The sequence below is a fragment of the Methyloversatilis sp. genome (assembly GCF_965284615.1).
GTDB lineage: Bacteria > Pseudomonadota > Gammaproteobacteria > Burkholderiales > Rhodocyclaceae > Methyloversatilis.
Genome location: NZ_OZ260098.1, coordinates 1,331,647 through 1,352,280, shown reverse-complemented (window position 1 = coordinate 1,352,280; position 20,634 = coordinate 1,331,647). Strand labels below are relative to the sequence as shown.

Genomic DNA, 20,634 nt, shown 5'->3' with positions numbered 1-20,634 from the left:
CAGATCAAATTCTTAGATGGCGCATCGATGAAACTGCCAAAGTGATCATCAACGGGCTGGGGTATCTCATTTTCAGAAGGTTCCGCAGGGGCGTCGATCCGAACCGCACCAGCAATAGGAATCTCGTCCAGAAAGGTGAATACAAAGGCGACGTAGCAATAGATACCACTGAATTTACATCACCTGCGCAAAAAACCTTCAACATCGCCACCCAAACCGCAAGCTTAGATCAACACAGCATCTCCCCCGCGATTGAAGAGCGCGCTTAAGGTAAATGTCGTCCTGCGGGGAATAACTATTATTAAAACATCAATGAACCGGCCATCTGCACTTCCACGGGAGATCGCTCTTGTCGCTCAATGTATTTATCAGTTACGCAAAGGAAGATCGCGATCAAGCGCTGCAGTACTACAACCTTCTTGTGCAGGAAGGTGCGTCCCCTTGGATGGATGTAATGAAGCTACTGCCGGGCCAAAATTGGGATGCAGAGATTGAGAAAGCGTTCAGCAATGCCAATGTCGTCGTTCTTCTGTTAAGTAAGCGTAGTATTAGCAAGCGCGGATTCGTTCAACGAGAAGCAAACGATGCGATTGAACGGCTCAGATACAAGCAACCCACAGACATATACGTCATTCCGCTTCTGCTTGAACCCTGTGACGTCCCAAGCCACATCGCCGGACGACTTCAGTACGTCGATCTAAGCACGGCGGGGGCGTGGGACCAAGTTCGAGCTTCCCTTAAGCTTGCTGCTGAACAGCAGTCCATTGAATTGGCCCACGGCCTTAACATTGGACCGTTTCGTGTATTCACGGAAAGGTTCGAGGATCGGTGGGAGGGTGCGCCCGGACACGACATTAAGATTGAGTACCCGAGGTTCGAGTCCATATCACGCCCTGAATTGGCAAGGGAATTGACGCTGCTCTTCGGCGGTCGCGCAAGCAGAGCGCTCATCGAATCACGTCAAGAGCCGTGGGATCAATCACCAGACTTGTTTCCAGACGTGCATTCCTCTACCGCAATGAACGGTCGATGGGATGACTTTGGCATAGTGCATATTTCAGATCGTTTGTTGAGTCTGACCTATGACGTTGGCTGGTACGGCGCAGGGGCTGCTCATCCAAACTCGTACTTTGAAACTTATAACTTCGCCTTGCTTGATCGAATGTACGTTCTGACGCTTGGGGATTTCTTTACCGACCTCAACGCTGCGATCAAGCGCATTAGCGAGCTTTGTATTGCCGAACTTTGCCGCGACTACTGGAGTCGGCTTGGAGAGAAACCAGACGAATTGGCAATGAAGTCATTCCATGACGGAGCTGGGGAGAATTTAGAAAATTTCGCCGCATTCACCGTCAGCCCAGATCACTTCACATTTCTCTTCGCACCTTACCAAGTAGCTGCGTATGCGCTCGGCAGGTGGAGTGCCGAAGTGTCCTTCTATGACCTGCTGGATGTTCTGAAGCCTAATGGCCCGCACACACTGGTATCCGCATACATCTAGGTCTTAATGGCATCGCCGACAGCCCCGTTATCTCATCCCCTCGCGATTAGTCCCCATGCCCCTCGGAGAAATCGCCAGCCAAGTCCTCGGCAGCGTGTTCCGCTTCGTCGGACAGGTTCTGATTGATGTCGTCGCCGAAGTAGTCATCAAAGGGCCGGGCTATCTCATCTGCCGGCTGTTCAGCAGGGACGTCAACCCGAACGGCATGCGCGTCGCGGTTGTCAGCATCCTGTTCTGGATAACGCTCGCGACGGCCGCGTGGGCAGCTTGGGGAGAGTTTTCTGCAGCGGCCGACATGGACCGGTGCCTGGATGCCGGCGGTGCATATGACGATCAACTCCGGCAATGCCGATTCGAGTGAGGGACTGCTACGCACCGCGAGCGGCCGCAAGTTCATGAGCGACATCCGGGCGGCACGCCGCGACCGGGCGAGCCCTTCCTCGTCCGACGCGCGTTTCGGGCTCCAGTAATAAAAGGGCTGGCGGGGCACAGGCCCCGCCAGCCCTTCTTCACTGCGTCACCGCCGCGAAATCAGTCGCGTGCACGACGACGGGCAGCAGCGCCGATCAGGCCGAGGCCGGCGATCAGCATGGCGTAGGTTTCGGGTTCGGGCACGGCGGCGATCGCGAAGTTGTCGAGCTGCAGCTGGCTGCTGGCCGTGTAGTCGAGCACGTTGACCACGCCGACGCCCAGCGTGACCGAACCGCTACCGGTGAACACGTATTCGAAGGTTGACCAGCCGGTGTGGGCGGCGTACGGCGTGTTGCCAGACGGGGCGGCCGAGGCGGCGGTGCCCAGATCGATGCGCTGGCCGTCGATCACGACGAAGGCGTAGTCCAGACCGAAGCCGCTGTCGGCGGTGTCCATCGTCAACAGCATCCAGTCGAAGCTCAGGCGGTCGCCGGCCGACACGTTGAAGGTACGCAGCAGGGTCGAACCTTCGGTGGCCTGCGACAGTGCGTCGCCGTCGAGTGCGCCCAGCGGCAGGCTCAGGCCCTGTTCCAGGCCGTCGGGCATGCCGGCTGCCAGCGGATCGTGGCCCGACAGGTTCAGCGCGGCACCGATGTCGTCTTCGAAAGTCGCGCTGGCGGTGGTCAGTGCGACCGTGCCATCGACGATGGCGACGTCGCCCAGCGCCGTCCAGCCGGACAGGCCGTTGTCGAAGGTGTCGCTGAAGGTGGCGGCGGAGGCAAACGGCGCTGCAAATGACAGTGCGAGCGCGGGGATCAGTGCTTTCAGTTTCATGATTCAGTCCTTGGTCAGTCGGTTTGTCGGGCGGGCCCGCGGTGGCAACCGGGTGGCCCGCCCTCTTTCAGCTCAGTGCAATGCGCCAGGTGCGCGGATCACTCAGTAGGCGAAGTTGGCGGCCGCGGCGGCTTGGGCAGCGCTCAAGCCGCGCAGCACGACCAGGTTGCGGAAGGCGCCCGCACCGGCGTCGATCTGCACGACCGCGCCGGCGGCGCTGTCGATCACGCGCACCCGGCCGTCGGCCAGCGCGTCGGCACCGCGATAGCCGACCGACGTCAGCACGCCGCGCAGATTCAGCTTGTCCTCGCCCGGCACGAAGTCGGTGATGGTGTCCACGCCGTCGCGCAGCGAGCGATAGACGAAGGTGTCCGCGCCGCCCTTGCCGGTGATCGTGTCGGCCGCCGCGTTGCCGACGATGAGGTCGTCGCCGTCGGTGCCGGTGATGGCCTGACGGCCGCCGCTGCCGCTGACGCGCGTCTTGCGCGAGGTAAGCCACTGCTCCGGCGTCAGCGCGCCTTCGGTGATGCGCACTTCGTTGATGCAGCCGAGGAAGCCGTTGGCGCTGCCGCCGGCCGTGGCGTGACCGCCGATCAGCCAGGGCGTGCCGGCGAAACCGGCGACGCCGTCGGCCGCCTGCACGTTGCGCAGCACCGGCGCACCGGCGACGTACATCGTCGTGTCGCGGCTGACCGGGTCATTCACGATGGCGACGTGTTGCCAGGTGTCCAGCATGATTTCGCCGGACCAGTTGGTTTTCGAGTTGTAGGTGTTCTCGGTCAGGTAGGCGCACGACTTGGCGGTGCCGGAGATCGGGTCGCCGAACACCGCGTTGCTGCACTGGATGCTGCCGGTCGCGGTGCGGGTGTTGAAGCGGCCGTTGGCGCCGTAGCGCACCTGGGCGGTACCGGGGAAGGAGCAGGTCTGGTTCTCGTTGGCGCAGCTCACCCAGGCGGCGCCGCCGGTGAAGATGGTCGGCTCCCACTGGAATTCACGCAGGTTGGACACCGCGAACTGCAGCGTGGACGAGCCCTTCCAGCCGCCGAGGAAGCCCTGCAGGTCGCCACGCGTGCCGAAGCGGGACATCACCGTCATCCACTGGTTGCTGGCGGCGGTCCAGTCCTTCGAGAACTTGACGATGGCTTCGACGGTGTAGCCCTTGCGCAGCATGTCGTCGTTCAGCGGCGCACCCTGCAGCGTCTGGAAGAAGCTCTGGCGCACGCCCTGGTTGGTGTTGGCGTCGAAACACACGCTGCCCTTCGCCGCCGACAGTGCGTGGTGGTCGTCCGACCACTTCGCGTCCTCCAGCAGCGCGCCGCGTTCCAGCGGCACGCGCACCAGCGGATTGCGGCCGGTCAGGTCCTCGACCCGGCCACCGTCGGCGACCGGCGTGCCCGGCGTACCGGTGAAGCGCCAGTGCGCCAGCGTGTTGGGGGCGCGCGCAAAGTCGTCGGCATCGAAGGGCTCGACCGGAATGGTCGGCTCGATGTCGTCGTACTCGGCCAGGATGAGTTCGCGCACGGTGTCGACCAGCGGCTGCTCGCGATTGTCCTGGCCGGCGGCGAACTGCGGGTTGAAGCGGCGGAAGCGCTCGGCGAAATTCATCGGAATGGCGAACTCGTTGTTCTCGTCGGTCAGCACCGCGACGTCGAACTGGTTCAGCGTGTTCTGCGGCTTCTGCGGCACCCAGGGCGAGAAGGACAGCGCCTTGATCTGGTTGGCGCCGAGGTCGAACTCGTACACGCGCATGTAGCCGTTGCCGCCCTGATAGGCCATCTGGTAATCGACGACGAACTGCTCGACCTTGTTGCCGAAGTCATTCACCCGCGTGGTGCGTGCGGCACCGTGGTTGTGGCCGTTGATCACCATGAAGATCTGGTCGTTGTCGCGGATCAGGCGTTCCCACAGCAGTTCGCTGTAGGGCGTCTGCTTCGCGGTCTTGCCGTCGCTCTCGATCGCCAGCGCATCGTGCGTGGTGACGATGACCGGCAGCGTCGGGTTGGCGCGCATCACCTCGCGCGCCCAGGCGAAACCGGCGTCCGACACGCGCCACGACAGCGCCAGCACCATGAAGCGCTGACCCTGCGCTTCGAACACGTGGTACTCGTGGAAGCCGCTCGCATCGCGACCGCCGAAGGTGGCGTTCTGCTGCGCGCGGGTAGTCGGGAACCAGCGCAGATAGGGCTCGTTCGCCAGGTTGCGCTGCGCGTCGGTGCAGTCGCTCTGGCTGCCGTTGTAGCCGCAGCCATTGGTCACGTCGTGGTTGCCGGCGAGGATGGAATACGGCAGGCCGGCCTGCTCCAGCACCTTCATCGCGGTGTCGGCCACGCCCCACTGCGCCGGCTTGTCCTGCTGGTCGACCACGTCGCCGAGGTGCACGATGAACGGAATGCCCAGCGCGCGCGCATGCTGGGCCAGCCACTGCGTCTGCGCCATATACGGCTCGCTGCCGTAGCGGTTCGAGAACTGGCTGCCTTCGGCAGGTGTCGCGTAGCGCGAGTAGAACTGGGTATCGGGGAGGACGGCGAGGCCGAAGCTGGACAGCGCATGGGCGGGCCCGCCCAGCGTCAGCAGGCCGGCCGAGACCAGCGCCGACACGGTGAGTTTCAACGTTAACATGAGTGCTCCAGGAATCTGTTTTTGGGGAATGCGGTTGGCGTCGGCTATGCCGCTAAACGATTCTCAAAAGCACGGATGACTATGCAATGACTCCATTGCGCGCGATGGCTAGGCCGATCGGCTTATCGGTATGCCGACGGGCTGGGCGGGGTATAGGTGAAATCCGCGCGGGACGGCGGAACTGCGTTGCGGCGCTTCACGTCGTTCGGGACGAACGCGGCGCGCAGCACGGCGACAACTGTGTGCATCGGGAGATCGGCACAGTCCTTTGATTCGCCGTGCCGGCATCCGGATTGCGGTTCATGGGCGGGGCCGCGCATGCAGGCGGCGGAAACGCCAGCGGACGCAGCAAGGAGGCGCCCCGAAGGTGGGGCCGCGTTGCACGGCCCCACCTGCGCTGAGCAAGCGTGCGTCAGATCTTCAGGGCCTGCCGGCGACGACGCGCCATCACCGCGATGGCGCCGAGGCCGGCGATCATCATCGCGTAGGTCTCGGGCTCGGGCACGGCTGCGACCGGGCTGGTCAGCGCGAAGCCGAGCTGGGCGCCGGCGAGGTTGGGAATGCCGAGGAAGCTGTTCAACGCCGCACCGGCGGTGTCGGACAGGAAGAGGTTGAGGCCGCTCAGCGTGAACAGCGGAACGTCGTTCAGCACCGTGCTGCCCACGGTCACCTGACCGAAGATGGTGTCCTGCGCCAGCGTGGTGTCGATCAGGAAGTTTTCGAGATCGACGTCAACGCCGCTACGCGACAGACGCAGGCCGCTGCCGACGTGCTCGATCTGCGCATTGGACAGGTCCGGGTCGAGGAAACCGCCGGTGATCGGGAACAGACCGACCGCATTGCCCGAGGCGTCGAAACTGAGCGAGCCGGTGCCCAGTGCGGCGACGCCGACGCCAGCGCCGACCAGCGTGGGCGTGGCGGTGAGCACGGTGACGGTGGGGCCGATCGGCGAAACCGGGGTGTTGGCGGATGCGGACAGCGGTGCTGCGGCGAGTGCCGCGAGCGCGGCGGAGACTGCAAGCTTCTTCATCATGGGACTGACGCTCCTGTGGATAGATGGATTGGAATCCGGCGATGCCGGTGTTGTTGTCTATCCTCCCTGCGCGTCCGGCCGTCAGCGTCGAAGACCGGACACGACTTCGTGAGCGCACGAAGCGTTCCGTAGAGCCGGGCGCTCGCGCTCCGGTTCCCGCGCCGGACGCGCTGTCGGAATTCGCCTACAGCGGCGGCGCGGCGGCCAGGAACAGCCTGGTGTCGCGGCCTCGACGTGACTGCGCGACAATGCGGGCCGCGTGCTGCTCCCCCTGAACTGCGCCCCTGCGCCGGACCACGAACTCACCATGACTATCGCCGAACTTTGCATCCTGATCGCCTGCCTGCTGCCCATCGTCTGCGCCTGGATCGCCAAGCAGAAGGGCTTCGGCAAACCGCGCCGCGAGGGCGGATTCGACAACCACAACCCGCGGCAGTGGCTGGCCAACCTTCAGGGTTTGCCGGCGCGGGCGCACGCGGCGCAGATGAACAGCTTCGAGGCGCTGCCCATCTTCATCGCCGGCGTGCTGGTCGCCGAGCGCATGCAGGCCGCGCAGGGCACGATAGACGGCCTGGCGATGGCCTTCATCGCCGCCCGCGTCGCCTACATCGGCGCCTATCTGGCCGATCGCGCGAACCTGCGTTCGCTGCTGTGGGTGCTCGGACTGGGCTGCTGCATCGCGCTGTTCTTCATCGGATAGGCGCCTCTCCCACCCGGCGCCGGCGCCTTTTGGCCGAGTACTGAAGGCCACCCAGCGCTGCCGCGCTGAACACTTCCAGGCTGCGCAGCAGCGGCGCGGCAAAGGCGAAGGTGAGGCCGAAGCCCGATATCAGGTAGACACCCGGTGACGCCGCCAGCGACCACTCGCCGGCAATGGCCGCGAGCCCGTTGACCACCGACAGCGCACCCACCCTCTGCACGAAGTGGGCGAGGCTCGGCGCACGTAGCGCAGACCACGCGAAGTGAAAGGGCCAGTCACCCGCGGCGCACCTGCAGCACCGCGGACCGGGCACCGACCTCAGGCCGTCACGACGTAACGCGCGGCCGGCACATTGGTTGACAGCTGCGGCCTCATCGCCTGCCGCGCCGATTCGTAGCGCTCCCACAGATCGAGTGCGTGCAGCGGCGGAATGGTGATCAGCTCGCCGCGGTCGAAGCCCACCAGCGCGGCATCGACCAGATCGTCCGCACGCATGACGATTTCGCTTGGCAGGTGCTCGACCGGCAGGCCGCCGGTGGCCCAGAAATCGGTCGCGGTCGCACCCGGAAGCACGGCCTGCACGCGGACGCCCGTGTCGGCCAGCTCGTGGTGCAAGGACTGGGTCAGTGCAGTCACATAGGCCTTGCTCGCGCCATACACACCGTTCAGCGTCTCCGGCGCGATGCCGACGACGGACGAAATATTGATGATGGCGCCGCGGGCGCGGGCGACGAAGCCGGGCACGGCGGCGTAGGTGAGGCGGGTGAGCGCGGTCACGTTGAGATCGATCAGGCGCTCCATGTCGTTGACATTGCTTTCCAGCAGCGGCGTGTGGGTGCCGACGCCAGCATTGTTCACCAGCAGCGTGATGCTTGCGTCCTGGCGCAGCGTCTGTTCGACCTCGCGCAGGCCGGTGCGGTCGTTCAGATCGGCAACGATCACTTCGACCACGCGCTGCGTATCGCGGGTAATGCGTCCGGCCAGCGTGTTGAGCCGCTCGCGATTGCGGGCGACCAGAATGAGATCGTAGCCACGACGCGCGAGGCGGTCGGCGTAGAGGGCGCCGATGCCGGACGAAGCGCCGGTGACGAGGGCAGTACCTTGATGGATGCGGGACATGACGGTTCTCCTGTGCGGTGTGAAGGTGAGGTCATGCTAGGGCCGCTTGTGAATGTCTCAAATGACGTTTATGGTTATATTTTAAGACACCACCTGAAAACGGCCATGCACCACATCGGATTCGTACTGACCGAAGGCTTCCAGCTCATGTCGCTGGCCACCCAGACCGTGTTCGAGTTCGCCAACATCGTGACCGGCGAGCCGTTCTACGCGCTGGAGAACTACTCGGTCACCGGCGGCAACGTGCGTTCGTCCGGCGGGCTGCAGGTGGCGACCCGCGCACTCGATGCAGACAGCCGCACCGACACCTGGATGCTGTCAGGCGTCATCAACCCGCTCGACCAGCCTGTGCCGGCAGCGCTGCGCGACTTCGTGCGCGGCGCAGGCCGTCACGCACGGCGCGTCGCCGGCGTGTGCACCGGCGCCTTCGTGCTGGCCGAGGCCGACCTGCTCGACGGCCGGCGCGCCACCACGCACTGGGCCTTCGCGCGCGAGATGCAGAAGCGCTTTCCCGACATCCGGATGGAGGACGACCGCATCTTCGTCATCGACGGTCCGGTATGGACCTCGGCCGGCATGACCGCCGGCCTCGATCTGGCGCTGGCCATGGTCGAGAAGGACCTGGGCGAAGAAGTGGCACGCTCGGTGGCGCACAAGCTGGTGATGCACCAGCGCCGTTCGGGCGGCCAGACCCAGCACTCGGAAATGCTCGATCTGGCGCCCAAGTCCGACCGCATCCAGAGCGCGCTCGACTACGCGCGCCGTAACCTGAACCGCCCTCTTTCGGTCGAGGAACTGGCCGAGGCGGTGCATCTGAGCCCGCGCCAGTTCAGCCGCGTATTCACGGCGGAAACCGGCCAGTCGCCAGCGAAGGCCGTCGAGGGTCTGCGGCTGGAGGCAGCGCGCCTGATGATCGAACAGAGCCGTCATCCGCTGGACGTGATCGCGCGCGAAACGGGTTTCCGTGACCGTCGTCACATGCGCGAGGCCTTCATGCGCGGTTTCGGCGTGCCGCCGGCTGCGGTACGCCGAGGCACGCGCGCGGCGGCCTGAGCGCGCAGCCGCGCCTCTTTATTCGAGTTCGACGACGACCTTGCCGCGCGCCTCGCCGGAGCGCAGCCGCGCATGGGCCGCCTCGGCTTCATCGAACATGTGGCGGCGATCGTCTCGCCGCACGCGCAGTTCGCCGGCCGCGGCCATGCGCGCCGCCTCGGCGAGGATGGCGCCGTGGTGGGCGCGGCCCTTTCCGGTCAGCAGCGGCAGCAGCGTGAACACGCCCGAATAGGTGGCCGCGCGGAAGGACAGTGGCGCCAGCGCGTGCGTGCCCCAGCCCAGGCAGCTCACCACGTGTCCGCCATAGGTGCGCACTGCCGCGAACGAGTCGTCCAGCGTCGCGCCGCCCACCGTGTCATACACGATGTCGAACCCTTCGCCTGCCGTGTGTTCGCCCACATAGTCGGCGACCACACTGCGGCGGTAGTCGATGGGCACGGCACCCAGGCGCCGCGTGGCTTCCACGTCGCGTGCCGACACAGTCGCGTAAACCCGTGCGCCGCGGGCAAGGGCGATCTGCACCGCCACGTGGCCGACGCCGCCCGCACCGCCATGAATCAGCACGCGGTCACCTCGCTTTACCTGCGCGCGGTTGACCAGTCCCTCCCACGCGGTGATGAAGACCAGCGGCAGCGCGGCCGCGTCCGCCATCGACAGCGCCGCCGGCTTGAGCGCCAGCAGATCGGCGTCAACCGCCTGATATTCGGCCAATGTGCCGGGCACGCCGCCGACGCCGCCGGTCATGCCGAACACGGCATCGCCCGGGCGAAAGCGCGTCACGCCCTCACCCACGGCCAGCACGGTGCCCGCCATGTCCATGCCCAGAACGGCCGGCAGCGGATGTCGTGCGTGGGCCGCCTTGCCTGCGCGTATCTTCGTGTCGAGCGGATTGACGCCGCTGGCGGCGATCTTCACCAGCACCTGGCCGGGCGCCGGCTGCGGCCGTGGCTGCTGACGATGAACGAAGGGGCCATCAGTGGCCTCGACGGTGAGAACCCGCATGGTCGGGGTGTGGGCGTTCATGGCGCTCGCTCCGCAGTCGTTGAAAGTGGCCCATTCTTTTCCATGCATCGCTGCATGTACATTCAATAGAATGAACACCTTCCATTCAAAATTGCATAGGTCAAAACAGACATGGAGTGGAGCGACCTGAAGATATTCCTCGCCATCGTCCGGGCCGGAACGCTCGGCGGCGCCGCGCGCCTGACCGGTCAGACGCAGCCCACGATGGGCCGGCGCCTGCGGGCGTTAGAAGCGGCCATCGGCCACACGCTGTTCCAGCGCACGAGCGACGGTCTGGTGCTCACCGATGCCGGGTTAACGGTGCTGAGTCACGCGGTCCGGGTGGAAGAGGACATGCTCGCGCTGGAGCGTGCGCTGGCCGGTCACGCCGGCGGGTTGGAAGGTCTGCTGCGGATTTCGTCGTCGGACTGGTTCGGCGCGCATGTGCTGAGCCCGCTCATCGCCAGCTTCCGCCAGATGCACCCGGACGTTTCGGTCGAACTGGTCACTGACAGCCGGCTGTTCAGTCTGGCCCGGCGTGAGGCCGACCTGGTGTTCCGGATCACGCCATTCGACGAGCCCGACATCGTCCAGCGCCGGCTGATGCGCCTCGATTACGCGGTCTATGCCGCGCCACAGGTGCCGGTACCGGTAGCCGGCGACGGAACGGGCGCCACGCTGATCACGATGGACAGCGCCTTCGCCGACATTCCCGACGCGCAGTGGCTGCGCCGCTTGCTGCCCCACGCCCGCATCGGTTTCGCCAGCAACAGCCGCGAAGCGCAGGCCACACAATGCAGCGCCGGCGCCGGTGTGGCGGTGCTGCCCTGTCTGCTCGGCGACCACGCGCCGCAGCTGCGCCGCATCGACCTGGGCGAAACGCCACCGGGTCGCGAGGTCTTCGTCGGCTATCACCGCGACCTGCGCCACCTCGCGCGACTGCGCGCCTTCATCGACCACGTGTTCGCGCGGGCAGACAACGGGGACAGCGCGTTCTGAGCGACGGCGCCGTTCAGCGCCGTCGCCCGCGGCCGGGCACCGGCGCCGGCTTGTCCGGCAGGCCCAGTGCGGCACGCGACAGGCGGTCGGCGTCGCGATTGCGATGGCGCGGCACCCATCTGAATTCGACCGCGTCGAAGCGCGCCAGCACGGCGTCGATGTCCTGCAGCCGGATGCGCAGCGCGTCAACTGAGGTCTGCTGCTCGCCCTTCAGGTGACGGACGACGAAATCGCTGTCGCCGGTGACCAGCACTTGACGGGCGCCTTCGGCGTAGGCGAGGTCGAGTGCCAGGCGCAGCGCCTCCAGTTCGGCTTCGTTGCTGCAGCCGTGGCGGCTGCCCGGCTGCGACAGCTCGATACGCCGGCCGTCGGGCGCGACGACGAGCGCGCCGAGACCCAGACGGCCCGGATTGGGCAGCGCGCAGCCGTCGAACCACAGTTGCCAGCGGTCTGCATCGGCTTGCCCGGCGTGCGGATCGGGGGGTGAGGACACGGTGTGACAGGGCAGTGCAAAGCTCGATGGTGCCACGCGCGGCGCAAGACCACGCGGCTGCGTGGCGACCGGGCCGGCTTCCCCTATAATCCGCCCTCCCCCAACCGGCCGGATGCCGGAATTCTGGAGACGCACATGGGCTTTCTCGCCGGCAAGAAAATTCTGATCACCGGACTGCTGTCCAACCGTTCGATCGCCTACGGCATCGCCCAGGCCTGTCACCGCGAAGGCGCGGAACTGGCCTTCACCTATGTGAGCGACCGCTTCGTCAACCGCGTGGCCAAGATGGCCGCCGAATTCGGCTCCGACATCGTGCTGCCCTGTGACGTCAGCGACGACGCACAGATCACCGGTCTGTTCGACGAACTGGCGAAGAAGTGGGACGGGCTGGATGGCCTGGTGCACTCCATCGCCTTCGCGCCCGGCGAAGCGCTGGACGGCGACTTCCTCGACGGTCTGTCGCGCGAAGCCTTCCGCATCGCACACGAGGTGAGCGCCTACAGCTTCCCGGCGCTGGCCAAGGCCGCACGCCCGATGATGCAGGGCCGCAATGGCGCGGTGCTGACGCTGTCCTACCTCGGCGCCGTGCGCGCACTGCCCAACTACAACGTGATGGGTCTGGCCAAGGCCAGCCTGGAGGCGTCGGTGCGCTACCTCGCCGCCAGCCTTGGCCCGCAGGGCATCCGCGCCAACGCGGTGTCGGCCGGCCCGATCAAGACGCTGGCCGCCTCCGGCATCGGCAACTTCGGCAAGCTGCTGGCTTACAACGAAAAGAACGCGCCGCTGCGCCGCAACGTGACCATCCAGGAAGTCGGCAACGTCGCCGCCTTCCTGCTGTCCGACCTGGCCAGCGGCGTGACCGGCGAAGTCACCTATGTGGACGCCGGCTTCAGCCAGACTGCGCTGACCGCGGTGGATTGATCCGTTCGCTGCGGCCGGACGGCCGCAGCGTCACATCCCGCCTGTATCCTTCTTGCATCCGGGGGCGACCGCCCCCATGTTAGACCGGGTCAAACCGGTCACTGGAGGCAGGAAATGCGCAAGTTGTGGATGTCTTTGCTCGCTCTTCTCACCGTCACGCTGCTGTCCGGCTGCGGCTACAACACGCTGCAGTCGGGTGACGAACAGGTCAAGGCCGCCTGGGCCGAGGTGCTGAACCAGTACCAGCGCCGCGCCGACCTGATTCCCAATCTGGTCAATACGGTCAAGGGTTTCGCCGAGCAGGAGAAGGAAGTGCTCACCCGCGTGACCGAAGCGCGCTCGCGCGTCGGCGCCATCCAGGCGACACCCGAACTGCTGAACGATCCGCAGGCCTTCGAGAAATTCCAGGCCGCCCAGGGTGAACTGTCGGGCGCGCTGTCGCGCCTGCTGGTGGTGACCGAGAACTACCCGGACCTGAAGTCGGACGCCAATTTCCGTGATCTGCAGGCGCAGCTCGAAGGCACCGAGAACCGCATTGCCGTCGCGCGCAACCGCTACATCAAGGCGGTGCAGGACTACAACGTGACGGTGCGCTCCTTCCCGAGCAACCTGACCGCGATGATGTTCGGCCACAAGGTGAAGCCGGGCTTCACGGTCGAGAACGAGGCCGAGATCTCGCGCGCGCCGAAGGTCGATTTCGGCGGCGCCGCGCCGAAGCCGGCGCAGTAAATAGATGAACTGGATGCGTGCCCTGCGCGCCGGCCTCGGCGCGCTGCTCCTCGTCGCCACCAGCGCCTTCGCGCAGCTCGCGGTGCCGCCGGTCGCCCGTGTGAGCGACCAGACGGCGACGCTGAGCGGTGCCGACATCGCCGCGCTGGAGCGCACGCTGCAGGACTTCGAACAGCGCAAGGGCAGCCAGATCGCAGTGCTGGTCGTGCCGAGCACCGCGCCGGAGACGGTCGAGCAGTACGCGCTGCGCGTGGCCGAAACCTGGAGGCTGGGGCGCAAGGGCGTCGATGATGGCGCACTGCTGCTGGTGGCCAAGGACGACCGCGCGCTGCGCATCGAGGTCGGCTACGGGCTGGAGGGCGCGCTGACCGACATCGCGGCCAAGCGCATCGTGTCCGACGTGATCGTGCCCTACTTCCGCCAGGGCGATTTCGCCGGCGGCATCCGCGCCGGCGTCGATCGCATGATCGGCGTCATCGACGGCGAACCATTGCCCGAACCATCGCGCGCCGCGGCGGGCGCTGAGGGCGCTGAAGGCGGTATCGAACAGTACGCGCCGATGCTTTTCATCGTTGCACTGGGCCTGGGCGGCGTCCTGCGCGCCATGCTGGGCCGGCTGCCGGGCGCGCTGGCGACCGGCGGCGTGGTCGGCTTCATCGCCTGGATCGTGGTCGGGCTGCTGCCGATCGCCCTTGTCGCCGGCATCGTCGCACTGTTGATCACGCTGTTCGGCGGGGGTCGCGGCATCGGTGGCTTCGGTGGCGGCGGGGGTTTCGGTCACGGCGGCGGAGGCGGCTTCGGCGGCGGTGGTGGTGGATTCGGTGGCGGCGGCGCCTCGGGACGGTGGTGACATGATCGGACGTTTCTTCAGACATCTGTTCGCCCTGCCCTGGGCGCTGCGCCGCGCACTGCCCGCACGCACGCTGGAGGCGATCGAGCTGGCGATCGAGGCAAGCGAAGCGCGCCATGCCGGCGAACTGCGCTTCGTCGTCGAGAACGCCCTGCACCCGCTCGCCGTGCTGCGCGGCCAGAGCGGGCGCGAGCGCGCGATCGAGGTGTTCTCGGCACTGCGCGTGTGGGACACCGAACACAACAGCGGCGTGCTCATCTACCTGCTGATGGCGGATCACGACATCGAAATCGTGGTCAACCGCGGCGTCCGCGCCCGCGTGCCGGACGCGCACTGGGCGGCCTTGTGCGCCGAACTGGAAGCGCGTTTCCGCCGCGGTGAGTTCCACGACGGCGCGCTGCACTGCGTGCAGGCGATCACCGCGACGCTGGCGCAGCACTTTCCGGGTGTGGGCGCCAAGAAGAACGAACTGCCGGACCGCGTACTTGTCCTGTAAGGTCCGGGGCCGCCGTTACGGGGCCCCAACGCGGAGAGCGTCTTGCTGAAGTTTTTCGAAACACGGATCGATCCCTACCCCGCCGGCCAGCCGCCGACACCGCCGCACGATCTGTTCGCCTTCCTGTGGTCATGCACACAGGGCATGCGCGGCTATATCGCGGCAATGACGGTGTGCACCGCGCTGATCGGCGTGTTCGAGGCGATGCTGTTCGCCATGCTGGGCGACATCGTCAACTGGCTGGGCAAGACCGAGCCGGCCCGGCTGTGGGCGCAGGAGGGCGACACGCTGCTGCTGCTCGCCGGCATCCTGATCGCCAGCCCGCTGGTGATCGCGCTGCAGACCCTGATCAAGCACCAGGCGCTGGCCGGCAGTTTCCCGATGCGGCTGCGCTGGAATTTCCACCGCCACATGCTCGGCCAGAGCATGAGCTTCTACCAGGACGAATTCGCCGGCCGCGTCGCCGCCAAGGTGATGCAGACCGCACTGGCGGTGCGCGACACCTGGATGATCGTGGCCGACATCCTGGTGTTCATCATCATCTACTTCGTCACCATGGTGACCGTGGTGGGTGGCTTCGACCTCACGCTGCTGCTGCCTTTCGGCGGCTGGCTCGCGCTGTACGTGTGCGCGATGGTGTATTTCGTGCCGCGTCTGGGTAAGGTGGCGCAGTCGCAGGCCGACGCGCGCTCGCTGATGACCGGTCGCATCACCGACGCCTACACCAATATCGCGACGGTGAAGCTGTTCTCGCACACCGACCGCGAATCGGATTACGCACGCGAGGCGATGCGCGAGTTCATGCGCCCGGTCAACGCGCAGTTCCGGCTGGTCACCGGCTTCGAGGTGGTGAACCACATCCTGAGCATGGCGCTGATCGCATCGACCGCCGGCATGACCTTGTGGCTGTGGATGCAGGGCCAGGTCGGCGTCGGCGCCGTCGCGGCCGCAACGGCGATGGCGCTGCGGCTGAACGGCATTTCGCACTGGGTAATGTGGGAACTGGCGTCGCTGTTCGAGCAGGTGGGCACCGTACGCGACGGCATCAATACGCTGTCGCGCGCGCACGCGGTGGTAGACCGGCCCGACGCGCAGCCACTGCACGTCACGCGTGGCGACATCCGCGTCGAGGACGTCACCTTCAACTACGAAAAGCCGCGCGGCCAGGACGGCGCGGTCATCGACCGGCTCACGCTGCACATCCGCCCGGGCGAAAAGATAGGCGTGGTCGGCCGCTCGGGTGCCGGAAAGACCACGCTGATCAACCTGCTGCTGCGCTTTCACGACCTGCCGTCCGGCCGCATCCTGATCGACGGGCAGGACGTCGCGAGCGCCACCCAGGACAGCCTGCGCGCGCAGATCGGTATGGTGACCCAGGACACTTCGCTGCTGCACCGCTCGGTGCGCGACAACATCCTGTACGGCCGGCCGGACGCGACCGACGCCGACATGATCGCGGCAGCAAGGCGCGCCGAGGCGCACGACTTCATCATGGGCCTGGTCAACCCCAAGGGGCGTCGTGGCTACGACGCCCACGTCGGCGAGCGCGGCGTCAAGCTGTCCGGCGGCCAGCGCCAGCGCATCGCCATCGCCCGCGTGATGCTGAAGGATGCGCCCATCCTGCTGCTCGACGAAGCGACCAGCGCGCTCGATTCCGAGGTCGAAGCGGCCATCCAGACCAGTCTTTACCGGCTGATGGAAGGCAAGACCGTGGTGGCGATCGCCCACCGGCTGTCAACCATCGCGGCGATGGACAGGCTGATCGTGATGGACCGCGGTCGCATCGTCGAGGAAGGCGACCACCGCAGCCTGCTGGCCTACGGCGGGCTGTACGCCCGCCTGTGGGCGCATCAGAGCGGCGGTTTCCTCGGAGCCGAGGTGGACGCCGAGGTCGACAGCGACCCGGCGCAGCCGGTCGAGGTCTGACTCAGGCGGCGCGGCGATCCGCGAAGGCGATCACCTCTGCCCGCCTACGCCGCTCGATGCGCGGCGGCACCGCCTGCAGCGTCGCACCATCATTGTCCGCATTGCCGCCAGCCGCCTGCCAGGCGACGGCAGCGGAGAGCTGGGTTTCCCACGAAATGAGGTGGAACTGCCCGTGCTCGATCAGTTCGAGCGGCGGGATGAATTCGGATTCGAGTGCGTTCGGCAGAAACGGCAGATCGGCGATACGTGACATGGACCATCCCCTTCGTTGTGGATGTCTGAACTCCGAGAATGCAGGCAGCATGACACGGCTGCTTGACGGAAAGATTTCAGTCTAGGAAGTTGACGCGGAGATTTCCTGTCGCAGTGCAACGAAAACGTCGATCACGGGAACCGGTCCCGGGTCTGTGGGAGCGGCCTTGGCCGCGACGCGGCAGTTGCAGTCCGCAGGCTTCGCTTCACGCCGCTGTCGGGGTCAGAAGACCCCTCCCTCAGAACCCCGGCTTCGGCCGCTGGTCGCAGATCCGGCGCACTCCCTATGGGAGCGGCCTTGGCCGCGAGGCGGCCGCTGCAGTCCGCAGGCTTCGCTTCAGGCCGCTGTCGGGGTCAGAAGACCCCTCCCACAGAACCCCGGCTTCGGCCGCCGGCCGCAGATCCGGCGCACTCCCTGTGGGAGCGGCCTTGGCCGCGACGCGGCCGCTGCGGTCTGCGAGCTTCAATTCAGGCCGCTTTCGCGATCGTAGAACCGCCCATATCGAACAGCGACGCCGGGCGAAAAAAAGCCCTGCACGATGGCAGGGCCTCTTTCGTCCGCCGACCGCCCGACTGCGCGGCCGGATCGGGCTGCTTACTTCACACGGTTCTTGTACTCGCCGGTGCGGGTGTCGATTTCGATCTTGTCGCCGATATCGCAGAACAGCGGCACGGCCACTTCGTAGCCGGTGTTGATCTTGGCCGGCTTGAGCACCTTGCCCGAGGTGTCGCCCTTGACGCCCGGCTCGGTGTAGATGATTTCACGCACCACCGAATTCGGCAGTTCGACCGAAATGGCACGACCTTCGTAGAACACGACTTCGCAGGCCATGCCGTCTTCGATGTAGTTCAGTGCGTCGCCCATGTTCTCGGCTTCGACTTCGTACTGGTTGTAGTCGGCGTCCATGAAGGTGTAAAGCGGATCTGCGAAGTACGAGTAGGTGACTTCGCGACGCTCCAGGATGACCACGTCGAACTTGTCGTCGGCCTTGTAGACCGTCTCCTGACCGGAGCCGGTCAGCAGGTTCTTCATCTTCATCTTGACGACGGCGGCGTTGCGGCCCGACTTGTTGTATTCGGCCTTGAGCACGACCATGGCGTCGTTGCCAATTTTCACGACGTTGCCGGCGCGCAGTTCCTGAGCGGTTTTCATGCAGTGTTCCTGTGGGGGTTGAGGCCGCCATGCGAACCTTTGCAACCCCTGTTGCAACGCCCGTCGCGGCAAACCCGGCATTATATAGGTGTCTGATTAAACAACACAAGCTGGGTTGCGAGGTCGCTTGTAGACGCGAGCCGGGTCGCCCAGTCCTGCGCGTGAGCGGTCAGCAGCGGCAGGTCGGCAAGCGCGGCCAGCCAGTCGGCCGACGCGATCGCCACCTCCCCGCTCCAGCCGTGATGCAGCGCGCGCAAGCGTGCTGCCGGCGCCGGGTCGAGGCCGGCCGAGTAGCGGTCGAGAAAGGCATCGAGCTTGGGCAGATGCGCCCCGTCGTCTTGCGGATAGATGTGCCACAGCAGTGGGCGGGCCGCCCACTGCGCGCGGACGAAGGAATCCTCGCCGCGCACGATGTTCAGGTCGCAGTGCCAGAGCAGCGCGTCGTAGTCGTCCTGGTCCATGAAAGGCAGTGCGCAGATACGCAGCGTGCCGCGCCGGATTTCGTCGCCGGCGGCCAGCGGCTGCGCCAGCACACCGGTCAGCGCGGTCAGCGCCCTGCCTTCGGGCACCCATAACTGGGTCGACTGAGCGCCTGCAGCCAGCGCGTCGATCAGGGTCGCCATCGACGGGCTCTCATAGCTGAACAGCGATACCTGGAGCGCCCCGGGCTGCGGCCGCAAGCCGACGCGCGCCCAGGTTGCCTGTTGCAGCGCCGCATCCGCGCGCCAGGCGTCGCGTCGGGCGAACAGGTCGCGCTCGCGCAGCAGGCCGCCGGTGCGCGCGCTGAAGCCGGGAAAGAAGAAGTGCTTGGTCAGACCGGTGGCCGGATCCTGCGACGCGAGGCCGTGACAGCCGTCCGCCCAGTCTTCGGCCGTCAGGTATTCAAGATTGATCCAGCGCGGCGGCACGGCCAGCGCCGCCATCGCCGCAACGAAGGCCGGCGGCAGATGGCAGGCGAACGCCTCGATGACACAGTGCGCAGGTGCGCAGTCGGGGAGATCGTCGGTCCAGTGCCTCACATCGACGCCCGGCTCGTCGGCGCCCTGTGGCTTGATCCGCGCCAGCGCCTGAGGCGCGTCCAGCCACAGTCTGACCGTCCAGCCGTGCTCGCGCGCCAGCGCGCGGGCGAGGCGCCAGCAGACGCCGACGTCGCCGAAATTGTTGACGACACGGCAGAACAGGTCGCAATCCGGGCGTGGCGGGTGCTGCATCAGCGAGGAATCTTCACAAAAAGGGTGCGACATGCCTTCAAGTCCGCGAGTCAAACGTCGTAATCAGCAAAGCAGCAGCGATCAACCACCGTCAAACAGTATCAGGAGTCCCGACATGTCCATGCCGCGCCCGACGTCCGAAACACTGGGTTTTCGCCATCATCGCCGTCCGCTGAAGTCGGACGAGCGCATTCCCGCCATGCCGAGCCTGCTTGACCAGATCGCGCAGATCAACGCGATGACGATGGTGGCCGAGGCCGATGGCGACGCCGACAATGACAGCTGGCCGGACGTCAACGGCGACGAGGACGACGACGGAAGCTGAGGCCCGCCGGTGAGCGGCCTGCGCAGCTTGCAGACAGACACAGGCTTCATGGCGCCACCTCTTCAGTAGGCGGCATGCGGAGCCGTTAACGGGTCATCGTCCACAGGACCTGACACATGCGCGACGCGTCGAACGCCACCCTGGAGGGCTGGGTCGCTTTCATGAGCGACAAGCCCCTGCCAGTACTTGCCCGCACCACCCGTGAACTGGCCCAGTTGCGGGAGGCCGAAAACACGGTCAGTGCCCGCACCATCGCCCAGGTCATCCTGCACGACCCGCTGATGACGCTGCGTGTGCTCGCCTTCATCGAAGCCAAGCGCGGCCGCAGCCAGCATACCGACATCACGACGATAGAACGGGCGCTGATGATGATCGGCATCACGCCCTTCTTCAATCATTTCGAGTCGCTCCCGACGCTGGAGGAGCACCTGCACGCACACCCGCAGGCGCTGCTCGGCGTCATGCGCGTGATCGCGCGGGCACGCAAGGCGTCGGGCTGGGCCCGCGAATGGGCGCTGATGCGCCACGACATCGACGTCAACGAGATCACCGTCGCCACACTGCTTCATGACGTGGCGGAAATCCTCTGCTGGGTGTTCGCCCCGAAGCTGTCGCTGAAGCTGCGCGACCTGCTGCGCGCCAATCCGACGATGCGCACGGCGGCCGCGCAGAAGGTGGTGTTCAACGTGACTTCGCACGATCTGCAGGTGGCGCTGGCCAAGGCGTGGCGACTGCCGGCGCTGCTGGTCGAACTGATGGGCGGCTCCGCTCACCCGTCACCGCGCGTGCGCAACGTGCAGTACGCCGTCAATCTGGCCCGTCACAGCGCAAAAGGCTGGGACGACCCAGCGTTGCCCGACGACTTCAAGGACATCGAGGAGCTGTTGCGGATCAGCCACGAAACGCTGCTGGGCCGCCTGGGTCTGCCGATGGACGGCTCGCCGCCGCCGACGCTCCCCGATCACGCCGCGCCCGACGCGGACTGACGCCGTCACAATGAAAAAGGC

Annotated in this window: 23 protein-coding genes; 13 read left to right on the top strand and 10 right to left on the bottom strand. The window is 66.0% G+C overall.

Translation table 11 applies throughout. From position 1 onward, the window contains the following. The first annotated feature begins 41 nt into the window (after nt 1-41). The 3 genes from ACQ66H_RS06490 (at nt 42) to ACQ66H_RS06480 (ending at nt 1,862) form a co-directional block, all read left to right on the top strand. Nucleotides 42-269 (top strand): hypothetical protein, encoded by a 228-nt coding sequence (locus ACQ66H_RS06490; RefSeq protein WP_430433298.1) that lies wholly within the window; start codon nt 42-44, stop codon nt 267-269. Between the two features lie 80 nt (nt 270-349). Continuing rightward, nucleotides 350-1,501, top strand: coding sequence for a TIR domain-containing protein (locus ACQ66H_RS06485; protein WP_430433297.1), 1,152 nt, complete (start codon nt 350-352; stop codon nt 1,499-1,501). A 55-nt stretch (nt 1,502-1,556) separates the two neighbouring features. Then, nucleotides 1,557-1,862, top strand: coding sequence for a hypothetical protein (locus tag ACQ66H_RS06480; RefSeq protein WP_430433296.1), 306 nt, complete (start codon nt 1,557-1,559; stop codon nt 1,860-1,862). 170 nt (nt 1,863-2,032) lie between these two features. Here the strand turns inward: ACQ66H_RS06480 and ACQ66H_RS06475 are convergent, their stop codons facing one another. The 3 genes from ACQ66H_RS06475 to ACQ66H_RS06465 form a co-directional block, all read right to left on the bottom strand. Continuing rightward, nucleotides 2,033-2,746: a PEPxxWA-CTERM sorting domain-containing protein gene (locus ACQ66H_RS06475; RefSeq protein WP_430433295.1), complete on the bottom strand. Its 714-nt coding sequence runs from the start codon at nt 2,744-2,746 to the stop codon at nt 2,033-2,035. Between the two features lie 102 nt (nt 2,747-2,848). Continuing rightward, nucleotides 2,849-5,365 carry a LamG-like jellyroll fold domain-containing protein gene (locus tag ACQ66H_RS06470; protein WP_430433294.1) on the bottom strand — a complete coding sequence of 839 codons (2,517 nt, stop codon included), beginning with the start codon at nt 5,363-5,365 and terminating at the stop codon, nt 2,849-2,851. Nucleotides 5,366-5,777: 412 nt separating this feature from the next. Then, nucleotides 5,778-6,398 carry a PEP-CTERM sorting domain-containing protein gene (locus tag ACQ66H_RS06465; protein ID WP_430433293.1) on the bottom strand — a complete coding sequence of 207 codons (621 nt, stop codon included), beginning with the start codon at nt 6,396-6,398 and terminating at the stop codon, nt 5,778-5,780. 307 nt (nt 6,399-6,705) lie between these two features. Here ACQ66H_RS06465 and ACQ66H_RS06460 point away from each other — a divergent pair, with 307 nt between their 5' ends. Then, entirely contained in the window at nt 6,706-7,098 is a 393-nt protein-coding gene (locus ACQ66H_RS06460; protein ID WP_020163986.1) for an MAPEG family protein, read from the top strand. Here ACQ66H_RS06460 and ACQ66H_RS06455 read toward each other — a convergent pair. Beyond that, nucleotides 7,088-7,318 (bottom strand): hypothetical protein, encoded by a 231-nt coding sequence (locus tag ACQ66H_RS06455; RefSeq protein WP_430433292.1) that lies wholly within the window; start codon nt 7,316-7,318, stop codon nt 7,088-7,090. The genes ACQ66H_RS06460 and ACQ66H_RS06455 overlap by 11 nt on opposite strands. Before the next feature lie 98 nt (nt 7,319-7,416). Next, the gene (locus tag ACQ66H_RS06450) at nt 7,417-8,217 is read right to left on the bottom strand and encodes an SDR family NAD(P)-dependent oxidoreductase (RefSeq protein WP_430433291.1); all 801 of its coding nucleotides are present in this window, start codon (nt 8,215-8,217) and stop codon (nt 7,417-7,419) included. A gap of 105 nt (nt 8,218-8,322) precedes the next feature. On the opposite strand from ACQ66H_RS06450, the gene ACQ66H_RS06445 reads away from it, so the two are divergent. Next, nucleotides 8,323-9,270 (top strand): GlxA family transcriptional regulator, encoded by a 948-nt coding sequence (locus ACQ66H_RS06445; RefSeq protein WP_430433290.1) that lies wholly within the window; start codon nt 8,323-8,325, stop codon nt 9,268-9,270. A gap of 18 nt (nt 9,271-9,288) precedes the next feature. Here ACQ66H_RS06445 and ACQ66H_RS06440 read toward each other — a convergent pair whose 3' ends face one another. Then, nucleotides 9,289-10,293, bottom strand: coding sequence for a zinc-dependent alcohol dehydrogenase family protein (locus ACQ66H_RS06440; protein WP_430433289.1), 1,005 nt, complete (start codon nt 10,291-10,293; stop codon nt 9,289-9,291). Nucleotides 10,294-10,404: 111 nt separating this feature from the next. On the opposite strand from ACQ66H_RS06440, the gene ACQ66H_RS06435 reads away from it, so the two are divergent. Beyond that, nucleotides 10,405-11,271, top strand: a complete 867-nt coding sequence (locus ACQ66H_RS06435) for a LysR family transcriptional regulator (RefSeq protein WP_430433288.1) — start codon at nt 10,405-10,407, stop codon at nt 11,269-11,271. A gap of 13 nt (nt 11,272-11,284) precedes the next feature. Here the strand turns inward: ACQ66H_RS06435 and ACQ66H_RS06430 are convergent, their stop codons facing one another. Continuing rightward, nucleotides 11,285-11,764: a ribonuclease HI family protein gene (locus ACQ66H_RS06430; RefSeq protein WP_430433287.1), complete on the bottom strand. Its 480-nt coding sequence runs from the start codon at nt 11,762-11,764 to the stop codon at nt 11,285-11,287. A gap of 135 nt (nt 11,765-11,899) precedes the next feature. Here ACQ66H_RS06430 and fabI point away from each other — a divergent pair, with 135 nt between their 5' ends. The 5 genes from fabI (at nt 11,900) to ACQ66H_RS06405 (ending at nt 16,686) form a co-directional block, all read left to right on the top strand. Next, nucleotides 11,900-12,685 (top strand): enoyl-ACP reductase FabI, encoded by a 786-nt coding sequence (gene fabI / locus ACQ66H_RS06425; RefSeq protein ID WP_430433286.1) that lies wholly within the window; start codon nt 11,900-11,902, stop codon nt 12,683-12,685. A 114-nt stretch (nt 12,686-12,799) separates the two neighbouring features. Beyond that, a complete protein-coding gene (locus ACQ66H_RS06420) occupies nt 12,800-13,414 on the top strand; it encodes a LemA family protein (protein WP_430433284.1) in 615 nt (204 codons plus the stop codon). Between the two features lie 4 nt (nt 13,415-13,418). Next, entirely contained in the window at nt 13,419-14,264 is an 846-nt protein-coding gene (locus ACQ66H_RS06415; RefSeq protein WP_430433283.1) for a TPM domain-containing protein, read from the top strand. 1 nt (nt 14,265) lies between these two features. Further along, complete coding sequence (locus tag ACQ66H_RS06410) at nt 14,266-14,760, top strand: TPM domain-containing protein (RefSeq protein WP_430433282.1); 495 nt, start codon at nt 14,266-14,268, stop codon at nt 14,758-14,760. 42 nt (nt 14,761-14,802) lie between these two features. After that, the gene (locus tag ACQ66H_RS06405) at nt 14,803-16,686 is read left to right on the top strand and encodes an ABC transporter ATP-binding protein (RefSeq protein WP_430433281.1); all 1,884 of its coding nucleotides are present in this window, start codon (nt 14,803-14,805) and stop codon (nt 16,684-16,686) included. 1 nt (nt 16,687) lies between these two features. Here ACQ66H_RS06405 and ACQ66H_RS06400 read toward each other — a convergent pair whose 3' ends face one another. The 3 genes from ACQ66H_RS06400 to earP form a co-directional block, all read right to left on the bottom strand. Then, the gene (locus ACQ66H_RS06400; RefSeq protein WP_430433280.1) at nt 16,688-16,939 is read right to left on the bottom strand and encodes a hypothetical protein; all 252 of its coding nucleotides are present in this window, start codon (nt 16,937-16,939) and stop codon (nt 16,688-16,690) included. Nucleotides 16,940-17,533: 594 nt separating this feature from the next. Next, nucleotides 17,534-18,091 carry an elongation factor P gene (gene efp, locus ACQ66H_RS06395; RefSeq protein WP_019918995.1) on the bottom strand — a complete coding sequence of 186 codons (558 nt, stop codon included), beginning with the start codon at nt 18,089-18,091 and terminating at the stop codon, nt 17,534-17,536. Nucleotides 18,092-18,171: 80 nt separating this feature from the next. After that, complete coding sequence (gene earP, locus ACQ66H_RS06390) at nt 18,172-19,302, bottom strand: elongation factor P maturation arginine rhamnosyltransferase EarP (RefSeq protein WP_430435604.1); 1,131 nt, start codon at nt 19,300-19,302, stop codon at nt 18,172-18,174. Nucleotides 19,303-19,417: 115 nt separating this feature from the next. Between earP and ACQ66H_RS06385 the strand changes: the two genes are divergently transcribed. Further along, the gene (locus tag ACQ66H_RS06385) at nt 19,418-19,627 is read left to right on the top strand and encodes a hypothetical protein (protein ID WP_430433279.1); all 210 of its coding nucleotides are present in this window, start codon (nt 19,418-19,420) and stop codon (nt 19,625-19,627) included. Between the two features lie 116 nt (nt 19,628-19,743). Next, nucleotides 19,744-20,613: an HDOD domain-containing protein gene (locus ACQ66H_RS06380; RefSeq protein WP_430433278.1), complete on the top strand. Its 870-nt coding sequence runs from the start codon at nt 19,744-19,746 to the stop codon at nt 20,611-20,613. Nucleotides 20,614-20,634 lie beyond the last annotated feature (21 nt).

What these genes read in the sequence shown, in the direction of transcription:
- ACQ66H_RS06480 (WP_430433296.1), top strand. Translation starts at nt 1,557, where the DNA reads ATGCCCCTCGGAGAAATCGCCAGCCAAGTCCTCGGCAGCGTGTTCCGC.
- ACQ66H_RS06475 (WP_430433295.1), bottom strand. Translation starts at nt 2,746, where the DNA reads ATGAAACTGAAAGCACTGATCCCCGCGCTCGCACTGTCATTTGCAGCG.
- ACQ66H_RS06470 (WP_430433294.1), bottom strand. Translation starts at nt 5,365, where the DNA reads ATGTTAACGTTGAAACTCACCGTGTCGGCGCTGGTCTCGGCCGGCCTG.
- ACQ66H_RS06465 (WP_430433293.1), bottom strand. Translation starts at nt 6,398, where the DNA reads ATGATGAAGAAGCTTGCAGTCTCCGCCGCGCTCGCGGCACTCGCCGCA.
- ACQ66H_RS06460 (WP_020163986.1), top strand. Translation starts at nt 6,706, where the DNA reads ATGACTATCGCCGAACTTTGCATCCTGATCGCCTGCCTGCTGCCCATC.
- ACQ66H_RS06450 (WP_430433291.1), bottom strand. Translation starts at nt 8,217, where the DNA reads ATGTCCCGCATCCATCAAGGTACTGCCCTCGTCACCGGCGCTTCGTCC.
- ACQ66H_RS06445 (WP_430433290.1), top strand. Translation starts at nt 8,323, where the DNA reads ATGCACCACATCGGATTCGTACTGACCGAAGGCTTCCAGCTCATGTCG.
- ACQ66H_RS06440 (WP_430433289.1), bottom strand. Translation starts at nt 10,293, where the DNA reads ATGAACGCCCACACCCCGACCATGCGGGTTCTCACCGTCGAGGCCACT.
- ACQ66H_RS06435 (WP_430433288.1), top strand. Translation starts at nt 10,405, where the DNA reads ATGGAGTGGAGCGACCTGAAGATATTCCTCGCCATCGTCCGGGCCGGA.
- fabI (WP_430433286.1), top strand. Translation starts at nt 11,900, where the DNA reads ATGGGCTTTCTCGCCGGCAAGAAAATTCTGATCACCGGACTGCTGTCC.
- ACQ66H_RS06420 (WP_430433284.1), top strand. Translation starts at nt 12,800, where the DNA reads ATGCGCAAGTTGTGGATGTCTTTGCTCGCTCTTCTCACCGTCACGCTG.
- ACQ66H_RS06415 (WP_430433283.1), top strand. Translation starts at nt 13,419, where the DNA reads ATGAACTGGATGCGTGCCCTGCGCGCCGGCCTCGGCGCGCTGCTCCTC.
- ACQ66H_RS06410 (WP_430433282.1), top strand. Translation starts at nt 14,266, where the DNA reads ATGATCGGACGTTTCTTCAGACATCTGTTCGCCCTGCCCTGGGCGCTG.
- ACQ66H_RS06400 (WP_430433280.1), bottom strand. Translation starts at nt 16,939, where the DNA reads ATGTCACGTATCGCCGATCTGCCGTTTCTGCCGAACGCACTCGAATCC.
- efp (WP_019918995.1), bottom strand. Translation starts at nt 18,091, where the DNA reads ATGAAAACCGCTCAGGAACTGCGCGCCGGCAACGTCGTGAAAATTGGC.
- earP (WP_430435604.1), bottom strand. Translation starts at nt 19,302, where the DNA reads ATGCAGCACCCGCCACGCCCGGATTGCGACCTGTTCTGCCGTGTCGTC.
- ACQ66H_RS06385 (WP_430433279.1), top strand. Translation starts at nt 19,418, where the DNA reads ATGTCCATGCCGCGCCCGACGTCCGAAACACTGGGTTTTCGCCATCAT.
- ACQ66H_RS06380 (WP_430433278.1), top strand. Translation starts at nt 19,744, where the DNA reads ATGCGCGACGCGTCGAACGCCACCCTGGAGGGCTGGGTCGCTTTCATG.